The following is a 13,688-nucleotide window of genomic DNA, read 5'->3' on the forward strand; positions in this document are numbered from 1 at the left end:
TGCGCAAGGCACAAACCTATTGGAGGCATCTAACGCAAATCTAACTTTTCGTAAAGTCAGGAATAGGCTGAATAAAAAGTAAGCATATCATACGCTTGGAACCCCGAAGTGATGAAGCTATTCCGATGGATAGCCGCAATTCAATTGCACGACACCAAACGATAAGTTTTTCTAAATCGAGTGTTGGAATCGCCGCTTTTCCATGAGCAGTGTCACTGGAGGCACCTATACCCGATTCACTCACTGATGCAGCTTCCGAATAAGCGCTTTCAGGTGAGAATGGTGCCGGCAACCATTGGAAATTAGCATTCATACTGTAGTAACTGCCATAGCTTCATTAATTCTTTGTTGGCAGCTAGTCGGTACCATTACCTTATGCTCCACAGCTAACAAGCGGCCGCAGATTCTGCATATTTCGAACACGCTCTTGAGCAAAGTATGCATAGTAAATACAAGTCCCGGCAGCCGATGCCGTAAGCTTACACACACCACTTCATAACCTGCCCTTGCTATATATCCTACTTCTATTTACATACGCAAACTCTTGGAATATGAAGTAACAATGATGCGGCACCTACTGAGCGACTTGTTGGCACTAACGCCAGCATCTAGGCGCTTTGATAACTATTCTGGTTATGCAACCGGCAAACAAAAGATAGGAGAGTATTGCTATAGATAGACTACTTCTCTGTCTTATCCTTTTGTTATTCTCATTATGAGATTACACCAATAAGTATCAACTGAAACTAATACACTCAATTTAAAAGCGATTTTTCATATTTTATAATATTGATTATCAATGGTATACATAAAAAAATAAGATTGAAAACTGAAATTTAGATCCTTTAAGGTTAGTGATTGTATAAAGCAAGACTGCCCCGTTTGCAGCTATCGATTTCTATAAGTATTTATATAAATTAACATAAAGTGGAAATAGTGATAATATATAAAAATATTTAAGTTTCATTTGCTATTGCAGTCAATATGGTACGATTTTGGATCGTTATTCCAAAATTTAGAATGTCACTATCTTCATCTCCTGTCTAGTTATCGCCAATCATGCTTGATACGCTATTTTGCATCACTCTTCCACCAAAACCTTTACGGACAGCTACTGCCGCTTTAACGAGCCCCATAGAATTCTGATCAGGGAAAAGCATACCTGATATCGGGGTTACTACCATCAAACTGCTGACTAAGGTTGCGCACATGTAAGCTCCTCGACTCAAAACAAATAAGGGCAGACCGTCGCTTATGAGTCTACGTTGTCTTGTTGCACTAAACCCAAGCAGACACTTGTCACAGGATAAAGCAAGTTGGAAAACAAGTTTTAGTTCTGCCTCACATTTTGCCATATATGGTGCTAACAGGCACCACTTATATAAGAACAGTAACCGCTAAAGCAAATTAGCTGTTATCAACCGATTCCGCACCGGCTGCGCTGTCATTACACATGCATGCAACTTATGATACATAATTATTTGGAAGCTGAATTTTACCAACACTTAACGGCCAATAAAGCCGTCTTCAACTTTTTGCAAAACGAGGCGCTCGACGGTATCTGGTATCAAGACGTACAAGATCCTGCGAATGAATGGGTGAACGCCAAATTCTGGCAAACTCTGGGGTATAGCTCAAACCAGTTACCAATAGACGGCATGGCGCGGCGTCGCGCCATGCACACTGAAGATCTAGAGGGGGCTCAGCGACACCTAGATGCGTACCTGCAAGACCCCACATATACTTACGACCACGTAGGGCGGTACACTCATCGGGACGGTTCCACCGTGTGGCTACGCTGCCAAGCCATACTCCTGCGCGACGACGTCGGCACTCCTACTCGCCTATTAGGTGTGCTGCGCAACGTTACGAAGGAAAAGCAGGAAAGGGCTTACGCGCAGGAAGTGGCCACTCACTATGGCATGATTCTGAGCAATCAATCAGTATACATCGTCAAAACGGATCCACGAGGCAATTACACGTATGTCAACGACTTTTTCCACGAACGGTTTGGCTACGATAATGCCATCATTGGCACATCGTCCTTGCTGAGCATTGTAGAGGAAGATCGGCCTAAATGCCTCGCAGTCGTCATGCAGTGTTTCTCCGAGCCTGAAGTTCCTCATCAGGTGATTTTGCGCAAACCCTACCTCGACAACACGGTTAAGTCCAATCATTGGGAGTTTAAAGGGATTTGCGATGCGCAGGGTCAGGTAGTGGAAATTTTATGCGTTGGCTATGACATCACCTTGTTAGTTGAGAACCTGCACAAATCGCAGCACCTGCTTGACGTTACGAGCCAGCAGAATATCCAACTGCAGAACTTCGCCTACATCATTTCCCACAATATTCGTTCCCACTCGGCCAATCTCACCTCGTTGGTGCAACTGCTGGCGGAGGCGGAAGATCAGGAACAGAGTGCTATGTTTTTGCAGATGTTGCAAACCAGCACGGAAAAACTAGCCGAAACCATTGTAAATCTAAGTGATATTGTTGCTGTCAATAGCAACGTGAATAAGCCGAAAGAACTCCGCTTCCTGAAGGCTGAAATCGATAAAACTTTAGAAACTCTTAGCGTACTGATTCACCAGCACAAAATAACGGTGGACGTACAAGTGCCGGCGGACTTAGCTGTAACTGTGGTGCCAGCTTATTTAGACAGCATTTTGCTTAACCTCATCAGTAACGCGGTGAAATACCGGGCGCCGCAGCGGCCAGCTATAATTCAACTTCAAACCTACCACGAGCCAGGCTTTGTGGTATTCACTGTGCAAGACAATGGGTTAGGTATAGATCTTGTTAAAAACCGGGCGAAGTTATTTGGAATGTACAAAACCTTTCACGACAACGAAGACGCGCGCGGGGTAGGACTTTTCATCACTAAAAACCAAATAGAGGCGATGCAAGGCACCATTGTGGTGGAAAGCGAAGTTGGCGTTGGTTCCACGTTTAAAGTCTACTTCAATGAGAACTCCTAAGCTGGCGTATGTGGTAGAAGATGACCCTATCACGTCTTCAATCACGAAACTGATTGTCAAAAAGAGCTTGCAGTTTAGTGAAGTGCAAACGTACGCCAATGGCCAGCGGGCGCTCGACTGCCTACTAGCAGCGCTTCGCAATGAGGCCACTATACCGGATCTGATTTTGCTGGACCTAAACATGCCTTTAATGGACGGGTGGGAATTTCTGGATGCCTTTGGTCGCTTACCCTTGGCCATGAATGTGTGCGTGTTTATTCTGACTTCCTCTATCCACCCCGATGACATCGACAAAGCCAAATACTATAAGGAGGTGAGGGGCTATTTTTCCAAACCGCTCGATAAGAACAACTTAGCCAGAATGCAGCAGTTGTTTCAGGAGTCGAGCGACGATTGCGGCTGATCGAGCCGAGCCATTAAATTCTGAATTCGCTCTTGCTTGCCGTATCATGTCTGTTCACTATTGCTCTGTTTTAGGCGACTACCTTACTGCCAACCGGTGCGTCGCGGCTGAGTACGACGACATTGCGTTGGAACTCATTGAAGGCACCTTACCAGCCGACTTGTCGGGCACGTTGCTACGCAATGGCAACGGGCGCTTCGAGCATCATGGCGTCCGCTACGAACACTTGTTCGACGGCGACGGCATGGTAGCTCGCTTTCATTTCGACGGTCAGCAGGTATACTACCGTAACCGGCATGTGCGTACAGCTGAATTTGTGGCTGAGGAACAGGCTGGCCGCATGCTCTATCGCAGCTTCGGCACCAACCTGCCGGGTGGCGTGCGAACCAACTTTTTGCGCATCAAATTCAAGAACACGGCCAATACCAGCTTGGTGGAGCACGGGGGACACTTGCTGGCGCTCTGGGAAGGCGGCTTGCCCCACCGCCTCGACCCTACCACGTTAGCAAGCCTCGGCCGCTTCGATTATGAGGGTGTGTTGCGCAATTCGTTTTCCTGGCTCGACCGGCGCATCACACCCGAAATGCCTTTTTCCGCACATCCCAAAGTGCATCCGACAACGGGCGTACTACACAATTTTGGTATTGTGGCGGGTACTCGACACCGGTTAGTCTTGTACGAAGTAAGCCCGGTTGGCCAGGCCCGGCTGGCCCATGTGCTGCCGCTGCCTGCCGCTACTTTCGCCCATGACTTCGTGCTGACTCATAGTGGGCACCAGATTTTTCTGCTGACGCCCGTAGCTTTCGATGTGCTACGAGCCTTTTCGGGCTTGGTATCCCCAGCGGCTTCTCTTCGGGTCGACCGTACGCAACCCACGCAAATCGTGGTAGTGGATCCAGAAGGGACTGTGCATCATTTAACCACTGAGTTCGGCTTCGTTTTCCACCTCGTCAATGGATACCAAGACGACGATGGTACACTGGTAGTTGACGCCTTGGTACTAGACGACTATCCCGGCACACTCGGCTTTCAAGCTTACTTGACGGGCCGGGTGCCCGACGACCAGCTCCAGGCGCGATTTGTGCGCTTTCGTCTGGACTTAGCTGGCCGAACGGTAACCCGTCATTCACTGTCGGATCATGAAGCTGAATTACCAGTTGTAAATCCTAACCAGGAAGGACTACCTTATCGGTACGTATGGGCTATTGGTCGGCCACCAGGTCATTCAGTGCCGTTATTGGACCATCTTCTTAAGCTCGACGTACAAACGGGAGCTGTTAGTTATGCTTACAAGCCTGGCACGGTTTGCAGCGAGCCGATAATAGTACCTCGAACCGAACTAAACCAAAACGCCAGTTGTGCGGAAGACGATGGCTACTTGATCTATCTGCGATTTTCGGCATCCTCCTGCACCACCGAGTTGATAGTGGCCGATGCCGCTGACCTGCGTACGTTGGCTCGGCTACGACTTCCGCATAATATCCCCCTGGGGTTCCATGGTCTGTGGCGGCCCAATTGAAGCCACCGTGCTGAAGCCACAACAGTATAATTTGCATGAGCTTGCTTACTGAAAATTACAGCGCTTAAAACCAAAAAAGGGCTTTTCTTGCTCACGTATTTTTCTGCTCAGTATAGAAAAGCTGTGAAAACGTAGTCAAGTGTTGGCTTTCTTACTAGCTCCCTATTACGTTTTTCTTTTTACCGTCTTATAAGCGTCTTACGGCGAGCAGGTGCTACCAATCCCCTTTGTAGCCTTGCGGGGTCCCAGCCAAGTTTCACTCAGGGATACGATGGACCGTTAACTGATGCGTAGCATTATGAATAGATCTAAACTTACTTATGTGATAGAGGATGATTCTATCACCGCTACCCTCACGAGAATTTTACTGGAAAAAAACCTGCACGGCAGCCGTGTGCAGACATACGCTAATGGTCAGCAAGCAATTGACCAGTTAACAGTTGCCCTCTCCACCGGCACTGACGACGTACCGGACCTGATTTTATTGGATCTGAATATGCCTCTCATGGACGGGTGGGAGTTTTTAGAAGCCTTTAGCCGCTTACCTTTGCCCACCCCTGTATGCGTGCTAGTGCTCACGTCGTCTATCAACCCAGAAGACCGGGCCAAAGCCGCGCGCTATCAAAACGTGGCCGGCTATTTTGCCAAGCCACTACAGGCAAGTGGTGTTTTGCAGATAATGCGCTTGCGTTGCGCGGCGGGCGGGCCGGAACTCAGGGAGCTTGGCACCCCTGAAGTTTCCTTGCACCATCTCGTGTATCAAAGTCATGCCACGGCTCCCTTGGATGAACTAGAACTAGCACGGCTGCTTACTCAATCCCGCGCTTTCAACGCCGCCCACGGCCTGACGGGAATATTGCTTTATAGTCACGGCAACATCATCCAATTATTGGAAGGAACCAAAGCTAATGTCCGCGAGGTTTTCGCCCGCATCGCCCGCGACCCCCGCCACACTCAAGTAGTGAAATTAGCCGACGGCCCGGTAACGCATCGCCTATTCGGTCAGTGGTCTATGGGATTTCAGGTTGTTAATCCGCTCGATTTCAATCATCTGACTGGCTACGTTAACCCAGATCAAGCACATTACCTTGCCCACGACCCGGCTTTACCTGACCCCGATCTGCATACCTTGCTCGCCACTTTTGTCTCCGATAATAGCCGTCTCATGGAAGCAAATGGGTAACCTAAGTAGGTGGGCGGCTTAGTTGGAATAGACAGTACTCATTCCTATCAAGCCCCTTTTGCACGTACAGATCATTGGTATTACGAGCAGCAGTGAGCCCATTTTGACGGCCTTAGCAAGCAGGAAGCAACTTAATATCCTGGATTTTGGCCGAATTCCTGACCATTGAGCAAGGAATTCAGTTCTTCCTGACGAACAGGACGCAAGCGGTGGAAGTTTTGCACTTGCGTGATGTCGGGATTTCGCTGCTTGATGTAATTCACAAATTCTTGCCCGTCCTGGCCGGTCTTGATGCGTTTCACGTCGAACCACCGGATGTTCTCGCCGGCAAACTCGCGGGCTCTTTCGTCGAGAATAAAATCGATGGTAATGTCGCCGGCCGCGACTTGCATAGCCGTTGTCTGGTTGACGGGGGTTTTCTTAGCGGCGCGGGTCCGCAGCACGTTGACCATAGTGGCGGCAGCAGCCCGGTTGCCAAGTTGCAACTCAGCCTCGGCCGAAATCAAATACATTTCCGCCAAGCGCATCACTACCACGTCGTTGGAACCAGCTTGCACGTTCGGAGCCGACCGATTGGGGTCATAGAATTTCTTGAGGGTCACGAAGTTTAGTCCGTTGCGAATGGTGCGATTGGGCAGGTACACGTCGTCCCGGTCGAAGACCACGTAGGGCAGGGTACTTTTGTTGGCAACGCTTTTCTTGGTGATAACCAAGGCCACATCCCCCACCCGCAGCTGTTGGCCTACTATACTGGCGTCTTTCCCGTAGGTGCGGGCATCGGCTGCCGTCCAGGTGTAAGCTTTGTTGGCCAGCCAACTTTCCTGGAACGAAGCTTCGTAGCGACCGTCTTTTTGGTCGTCGTAGAGGTCTAGCAAGGTAAGCGTGGGCATCAGGCGACGGTTGTTTTCGTAGCCGTAGGCCAAGCTTTGTTCGAGCCCCGGCTTGCCGTTGTAGGGGGTTTGGAAAACTTGAAACAGACGGTTGCCCAAGTCATCGTAGTTCAAGCTGGGGTTGGTGGAATTGCTGACCACGTACAGCGCTTCGCCTCCGTCGCGGCCCTGCCGCTTGTTGTTGGCCGGATTCCATAAGTCGGCATAACTGGGCGCCAACTCGACTTTTAACTCGGCTTTGCGGGCAATGACGCTGTTGGCCACGTCCCGCGCTTTCGCGAAATACGTTTGGGCATCGGCACCCGAAGAGTAGTAGGCCCGCGACAAACAGGCCCGGGCCAGAAAACCCAGGGCAGCCTTGTTGGTGGCGCGGCTGTATTCGTTGCCCCAGCTTACGGGCAGGTTGGCCGCCGCAAATTCCAGGTCACTGATAATCAAATCATAGAATTCCTGAGGTGAATTGCGCGTAGCAGTTAAGACGGGCTCTGAGGTTTCCTGGGTGCGCAGCATCACGCCGCCCCAGGTTTCCACGATGTGCCAGTAGTAGAAGGCCCGCAAAAAGCGTAACTCTCCTTCGCGCTGGTTTTTCTCTTGCTCGGATGTGAAACCGGCTTCTTCAATGCGGTTGATGCCGGCGTTGCACAAGTTGATGGATTTCCACAGCAGCACCCAGGCGGCCCGGTTGGGGTTGCCCTGCAAGGGGGTAAGGCCCGCGTATTGGGTGATCTGGCCGGCGTAGGTGTTTCTGTCGCGGTTAAACCACAGGTCCGTCCCGGATTCGCTCATGAATTCGCCGTCTTCCTTGCCGTACCAGGAGCGCTGCTCGGAATAGGCGGCATTCACTGCCGTTACAAAGCCCTCGGGCGTGCTCCAAACGGTATCAGCGGAAGCATTGGAGGGGTTATATTCTTCTAAGTCGTTGCAGGCGCCAAAGCCAAGCGTCAGGGCGAGTGCCAAGCCACGGAAGAAAACTTGCTTTCTGTGGGTCACTTTATACGTACGCATCTGTGGGCGCCATTAAAAATTAACATTCACTCCTAACACAAACTGCCGGCTCAGCGGGGTCGACTCGTTGCCGCCCCGTTCGGGGTCGTAGTCTTTGATGAGGTGACTCTTGGCTAGCACAAACAGGTTGGAGGCTGTGGCGTAAATCCGCGCGTTATCCAGCAGCACTTTACCGGCCACTGCCTTAGGCAGCGAGTAGCCGAGCGTTAGGGTCCTGATTTTGAAGTAAGAGCCGTCAACGAAATTCAGCGCCTGATATCCGGTATAGCCTTGATAGGAGCTAAGCGTGGTGCCGCGGCGCGGGCGCGGGAAATCGTTGGTTGGGTTTTCGGGTGTCCAGTAGTCGATGATGGCGGGGCCATTGCCGGTGCCAGCGGTGTTGTAGCGGCCCAGGAATTCGGCGTTAATCATTTGTCCGTAGCGCGCATACAGGAACACGTTCAAATCGAAAGACTTGTACGTGAAGGTATTCTGGAAACCTCCCACCCATTTCGGCACGTTCGAGCCGATGAAGGTTTGGTCGCTGGCGTTGAAGGTGAAGTCGCCGTTCAGGTCTTCGAGCTTGATGTCGCCGGGCTTAAAGGAGTAGTTGCCGATTTTGTATTGGGCAGCCACATCGGCTTCGCTTTCCTGCCAGATGCCGAGCTTGCGGTAGGTATAGAACGAGCGAATGGCGTGGCCCAGCAACAAGGAATTGACCTCGGGCGCATTGGTGGCAATGATGTCCTTGCCGTCAATGAGCTTGGTGATTTCTTCTTTGTTGCGCGAGAATGTAATGGTTGATGACCACTTGAAATTCTCGCTCTGAATATTCTGCGTGGTCAAGGCCAGCTCAATACCGCGGTTTCGCGTGGCGCCGATGTTCTCGTACACCTGCTGCACGCCCGTGGAAATGGGCAACGGCCTGAGTAGCAGAATATCCGAGGTGCGGGTGTCATACGCGTCCACGGTGGCACTCACCCGGTTGTTGAAGGCGGCCACGTCCAACCCGATATCCATCGTAGCCGACTTCTCCCAACCCAGATCCGGGTTGCCCACGGTTGGCTGGAACTGGTACGTGGCGGCCGGCACATCCCCGAAGCCCATTCGGGAGTTGGCGGCCAGCAAGCTTTGGGTGCCGTAGGGGTCGATGGCATAGTTGCCGGCCACACCGTAGCTAGCTCGCAGCTTCAAGTTATTGAGCTTTTCAACGCCCCGCAGAAAGTTCTCGTCGCTTAGGTTCCAGCCAACAGCCGCCGACGGGAAAAACGACCATTTATTGCCCGGCGCCAAGCGAGAAGCTCCGTCGTAGCGCCCCGTCAAAGTCAACAAGTATTTGCCGTGGTAGCTATAGTTGAGGCGGCCCGCATACGCCATGTTCTTGGAGGCTACGTAGGGCGAGCGAATCGTGCGGGTGGTAGCGGTACTCGTGGAGCTTAAGTCGTAGAACAGTTGCGACGACAGCAGTTGATTGGTGCCGCTGGCGTAAGTGTTGTCGTTGTCGTTTTGGATGTAGCTGGTAATGCCCGTGAGCGTGAACGTATGCTCCCCGAAGTCTTTGGTGTAGCTCAGGATATTATCCCAGTTATAGAACCGGTTGAAAATCGCCTCCGACGAAGCCACTGATGTGCGCGTATTAAGTTGCGACAGCGAGGCTTTGTCGTTGTAGATTCCTCGGCGGCTGAAGGTGATGTTGGCACCGAAATTCGAGCGGAACGATAGGCCCTTCAACGGCGCAATTTCCAGGAATCCGTTGGTGATGATGTTGGTCCGAATGGTATTGTCGCGGGCGACGTAGGGGCCACGCTCATCGGCTAGCGGACTGATGCGCGTTTGGTCAGCCGGAATGGGATAGGTAGTAATGGCCCCTGTCGCGTCGTAAGGAACACCCAATGGACTGATGGCGGTGGCTTGCCCGAGCGGGTTTTGCCGGTCGTCCTGCTTGAAGTACGTTATCTGGCTGAGCAAACCAGTTTTGATGGATCTGTTGATCGTCTGATCGACGTTGAGGCGCAGGTTGTAGCGGTTGTAATCGTTGTGGCGCAGCATGCCTTGCTCGCGGAAGTAGCCTGCGGAGGCAAATACTTTGGTATTATCAGACCCGCCCTGCAACGAGACGGAATGATTTTGCTGGGTGCCGTTGCGCCTCACCAAGTCCACCCAATTCACCCATTGGCCGGCCTGCACAGCATCAAACTCACCGGGGTCAGGAAAGATCTTGGCATCATCAGGGGTGTTCCACTCCCCGGTGGCCCGCCAGGCTTCGCGCCGCAGCTGCACATAATCGTCGCCGGTGCGGGACTGGGGGAAATTATAGGTATTTACGCCGTAGTACCCGTTATAGGCAACCCGGATTTTGCCGGCCGCGCCTTTTTTGGTGGTGACGATAATAACCCCGTTAGCTCCTTACGCCCCATAAATAGCCGTAGAAGAAGCGTCCTTCAACACTTCAATAGACTCTATATCATTGGGGTTCAAGTCGCTGATATTACCTCCCTGGAAACCGTCGATAATGGTCAGCGGCCCGTTGCGGTCAACGCTGCTGGCCTGGCCGCTACCGGCACTATTGATGGAGCGGGTGCCGCGAATCGAAATGGTGGAATTGGCCCCCGCCGCCCCGGAGCTACGCACAATATCGGCGCCGGGCACCCGGCCCTGGATGGCTTCTACCGCGTTGTGGGTGGGCGTCTGCACAATGTCGTCGGACTTAACCGAATACACCGAACCTGTTAAGTCGCGCTTTTTTACGGTGCCGTACCCAATAACTACCACCTCGTCCAAAGCCGCCGCATCCGCTGCTAACCGAACATCGAGGCGCGCTTGATCGGGGGCCGCTTGCACTTCCTGCGACTTGTAGCCGATGTAGCTAATAACTCGTGTTACCCTTTGGTTGCCGGTAACCGAGAGCGAAAAGCGTCCTTCTGCATCGGTGGAAATACCATTGGAGGTTCCTTTCTCGACCACTGTCACCCCAACCAAGGGCTCCGACTTATCGGCCCTAACCACTTGGCCCGTGACGCTCCGTGTCTGCGCCTGGGCAGTGGAAATCAGACCCATGGTGACTAGGGGGAGCAGTACAAGTCGTTGCATAGTCGCTTGAAGTGTTACTTGGGAATGGGCAGCAGTATCACTCTACCAAGCCCGGCAGGGACTTGGTAGTTTAAGAGGGAATCCATCAAAAATATCAGCAATAGCCTGCTAGAAACTGTACTATTTTTCCGCGTACTTATAGGATGTTATCTTCCTCGAAAACGCTGATTACTAGGGCAAAACATAAAGCTTCTAGCGGTCAGATTGCGTGAAATAAAACGCATAGTCAGAAGCAGTATACCGCTGTAGTCCTAATTCACTGGCTACTCTATTTCGCTCCTATCACCGGGCTGCGCCGCTCCAACTGCACTGTATTGCGCCATACGCCGTGGTGCTGACCGATTCGCTCCCGATAGCCGATCAGACGGAAACCAGCTTGGGTATGCAACTGGATGCTAGGCGTGTTTTCCTCGAACGTACCAGCCTGCAAAGTCCAAATGCCGTGCGCCTCCGACTCGGCAATCAGGGCCGCCAGCAACTGACGGCCAATGCCTTGCCCCCGGGCATGAGCGGCAATATAGATACTGACTTCTGCCACACCGCCGTATACGCAACGCCCTGACACGGCCGATAGAGCGGCCCAGCCCAATATAGTGTCATCCTCGGCGAGGACTACTAAGCGGCTGTGCGGTAAATGAGCGATGTCCCACGCCGCCCACGCCGGAGCTTGGGTCTCGAAGGTGGCATTACCCGTTGCTATACCTTGTTCGTAAATGGCGCAGACATCAGGCCAATGTGCTTCCGTGAGAAGTTGAATATGCATGAAACAGTGAGTTAAATCAAACAGAAAATAAGCAAATAACGATTCGAATGACCGTTAGCACGCCGCTACAAAGGTGCGAGACCTAGTCGCATGAGAAAAATGAATTTATTTTAAGGATTCATTCACTTATCTAATGGGTGTATGATTGACACGCGCCACCTCCAGTTGGTCGTCGCTGTTGTCGAGGCGGGTTCCTTGACCCGTGCCGCCGATATGCTGTACCTCTCCCAACCAGCTCTGAGCCATCAGTTGAAACGTTTAGAGCGGCAGATAGGAGTACAGCTCTTTGAAAGGCGCAATAGAATGTTGGTGCCTACGCCAGCAGGCCAGCAATTTCTGGAACGAGCCCGTCCAATTCTACTGGAGTTGCATCACTTGCAAGCAGCCATGGATAGTTTGCGGCAAGGTGAGCGGCGCCTCGTTCGGCTCAGCACCGAGTGCTATACCTGCTATCACTGGTTGCCAGCCGTTATTTCGCAGTTTGAACGCGAGGCTGGCAACGTACAGGTTCAAATTGTAGCCAATGCAACCCAAAATCCCCTGGCGGCTTTAGTTAACCAGGAATTAGACTTGGCTATCGTCAGCACCAAGCCTGAGCAACCAAATTTGCCACTGTTTGAAGACGAGATGGTGGCGCTGGTATCCGCTCGCCACCCTTACGCTACAACCAAACGCGAACTGACTCCACTGGATTTCGCGACCGAGACTTTTATTTATTATGATATTCCTGATCAGCGCAGTTGGGTGCTTAGCCAGTTTTTAGGGCAGTATCAGGTACAGCCCCAAACCAAGGTAAAGGTTCAGCTGACGGAAGCCATTATTGAAATGGTAAAAGCCAACATGGGTGTGGCGGTACTAGCCAAATGGGCCGTGCAGCCTCATTTACACCTTAACCAGTTGGTCACGTTGCCGCTGGTAAGTGAAACAAAAACCCGCACTTGGTACGCCGCCTTATCGGGCCCGCCCGACCCCACTCTAGCGACATTCATTAGATGTATTCAACAACGGTTCAACACCAAACTAGCATCACCTAAAGGCTCTTAATAGTGAGTTACGTTATATGCGCATCACATGATATGGCCCATTATGTTTACCGTCAATTAAATATAGATCTGTTTTATAGATAAGCAACTATTAACCAAGTTGATATACTTATATTTTAGATAGATGTAACGAACATCTAGTTCAAGAATTTTGACACCGCAGAATGTTTCGTTTGCAAAGCATTACAATGTAAAATTGCAATTGTACTTATTATAATAATTATAATCTTAGGCATTAGCCAAAGACTATCCAGCAGCAAAGCAATTATTCGATTATTCTCAAAACAAGACTACATTCTTAAATTTAGACAACCTATAAATTTTGAGCGTTTCATATAGGCTACTCATCTACCGAAAACCTGGTTTAAACGAAATTCAAATATAATAATCTGTATAAGCGCTATGTTTGGAACAGATAAGAGAAGCAATAACAATAGCAGTGATAATAGCTAGAACGTTATTTCGCATTATCTAATCTAGAGCTTCTGAACGCACACGTATAAATGTCTTAGCAGGTAATTTTGCGCTGCCGTCTTATATTTTGCTAATCATTTAGATTTTCTGTTTTAGTGTTATTCTATGTCTAGAATTTGTTGATGCCTTAGCCATTTATTGAATTACCAGATTACTGTTAACTAATTTATGGTGAACCGTCTTACCCATTGGCATCCTCTCTCCTTTACAGTTGTGCGGGCAAGTTCCAAACACAGTAATACAGAGAGTTCACTGCAGCAATGGGTTACCGCGGGCGCGCTCAACAACTAGGCCTGCCCCCCTCCTTCTCCTCCTATGTCCCTGCCCTACCGCTGGCCACTGCTCGTGCTCTGCCTCTTGC

General features: G+C 50.8%; 9 protein-coding genes and 1 pseudogene. 5 read left to right on the plus strand and 5 right to left on the minus strand.

Going from position 1 to position 13,688, the window contains the following annotated elements:
* Positions 1-40 precede the first annotated feature (40 nt).
* The gene (locus tag ACFE7X_RS17365) at positions 41-313 is read right to left on the minus strand and encodes a hypothetical protein (protein WP_375436955.1); all 273 of its coding nucleotides are present in this window, start codon (positions 311-313) and stop codon (positions 41-43) included.
* A gap of 1,153 nt (positions 314-1,466) precedes the next feature.
* On the opposite strand from ACFE7X_RS17365, the gene ACFE7X_RS17370 reads away from it, so the two are divergent.
* From ACFE7X_RS17370 to ACFE7X_RS17385, 4 genes are all read left to right on the plus strand, one after another.
* Positions 1,467-2,978, plus strand: a complete 1,512-nt coding sequence (locus ACFE7X_RS17370) for an ATP-binding protein (protein ID WP_375436956.1) — start codon at positions 1,467-1,469, stop codon at positions 2,976-2,978.
* Entirely contained in the window at positions 2,965-3,381 is a 417-nt protein-coding gene (locus tag ACFE7X_RS17375) for a response regulator (RefSeq protein ID WP_375436957.1), read from the plus strand. Before ACFE7X_RS17370 ends, ACFE7X_RS17375 begins: the two co-directional genes overlap by 14 nt.
* Positions 3,382-3,427: 46 nt before the next feature.
* On the plus strand, positions 3,428-4,900 hold the full coding sequence (locus tag ACFE7X_RS17380; RefSeq protein WP_375436958.1) for a carotenoid oxygenase family protein: 1,473 nt from the start codon (positions 3,428-3,430) through the stop codon (positions 4,898-4,900).
* A gap of 298 nt (positions 4,901-5,198) precedes the next feature.
* Entirely contained in the window at positions 5,199-6,083 is an 885-nt protein-coding gene (locus tag ACFE7X_RS17385; protein WP_375436959.1) for a BLUF domain-containing protein, read from the plus strand.
* Positions 6,084-6,214: 131 nt separating this feature from the next.
* On the opposite strand, the gene ACFE7X_RS17390 is transcribed toward ACFE7X_RS17385, so the two are convergent.
* The 4 genes and pseudogenes from ACFE7X_RS17390 to ACFE7X_RS17405 form a co-directional block, all read right to left on the minus strand.
* On the minus strand, positions 6,215-7,930 hold the full coding sequence (locus ACFE7X_RS17390) for a RagB/SusD family nutrient uptake outer membrane protein (protein ID WP_375436960.1): 1,716 nt from the start codon (positions 7,928-7,930) through the stop codon (positions 6,215-6,217).
* 60 nt (positions 7,931-7,990) lie between these two features.
* A pseudogene (locus ACFE7X_RS17395) lies at positions 7,991-10,351 on the minus strand (SusC/RagA family TonB-linked outer membrane protein); the annotation flags it as partial.
* A 12-nt stretch (positions 10,352-10,363) separates the two neighbouring features.
* Entirely contained in the window at positions 10,364-11,047 is a 684-nt protein-coding gene (locus tag ACFE7X_RS17400) for a carboxypeptidase-like regulatory domain-containing protein (RefSeq protein ID WP_375436961.1), read from the minus strand.
* A 268-nt stretch (positions 11,048-11,315) separates the two neighbouring features.
* Positions 11,316-11,810, minus strand: coding sequence for a GNAT family N-acetyltransferase (locus ACFE7X_RS17405; RefSeq protein ID WP_375436962.1), 495 nt, complete (start codon positions 11,808-11,810; stop codon positions 11,316-11,318).
* Positions 11,811-11,951: 141 nt separating this feature from the next.
* Between ACFE7X_RS17405 and ACFE7X_RS17410 the strand changes: the two genes are divergently transcribed.
* Positions 11,952-12,854, plus strand: a complete 903-nt coding sequence (locus ACFE7X_RS17410; protein WP_375436963.1) for a LysR family transcriptional regulator — start codon at positions 11,952-11,954, stop codon at positions 12,852-12,854.
* The last annotated feature ends 834 nt before the right edge of the window (positions 12,855-13,688 follow it).

The sequence above is a fragment of the uncultured Hymenobacter sp. genome, from assembly GCF_964242765.1.
Taxonomy (GTDB): Bacteria; Bacteroidota; Bacteroidia; order Cytophagales; family Hymenobacteraceae; genus Hymenobacter.

Excerpts from the sequence above, each read along its gene's own strand:
- ACFE7X_RS17405 (WP_375436962.1), bottom strand. The coding sequence starts at position 11,810 with ATGCATATTCAACTTCTCACGGAAGCACATTGGCCTGATGTCTGCGCC.
- ACFE7X_RS17380 (WP_375436958.1), top strand. The coding sequence starts at position 3,428 with ATGTCTGTTCACTATTGCTCTGTTTTAGGCGACTACCTTACTGCCAAC.
- ACFE7X_RS17375 (WP_375436957.1), top strand. The coding sequence starts at position 2,965 with ATGAGAACTCCTAAGCTGGCGTATGTGGTAGAAGATGACCCTATCACG.
- ACFE7X_RS17370 (WP_375436956.1), top strand. The coding sequence starts at position 1,467 with ATGATACATAATTATTTGGAAGCTGAATTTTACCAACACTTAACGGCC.
- ACFE7X_RS17410 (WP_375436963.1), top strand. The coding sequence starts at position 11,952 with ATGATTGACACGCGCCACCTCCAGTTGGTCGTCGCTGTTGTCGAGGCG.
- ACFE7X_RS17400 (WP_375436961.1), bottom strand. The coding sequence starts at position 11,047 with ATGCAACGACTTGTACTGCTCCCCCTAGTCACCATGGGTCTGATTTCC.
- ACFE7X_RS17365 (WP_375436955.1), bottom strand. The coding sequence starts at position 313 with ATGAATGCTAATTTCCAATGGTTGCCGGCACCATTCTCACCTGAAAGC.
- ACFE7X_RS17385 (WP_375436959.1), top strand. The coding sequence starts at position 5,199 with ATGAATAGATCTAAACTTACTTATGTGATAGAGGATGATTCTATCACC.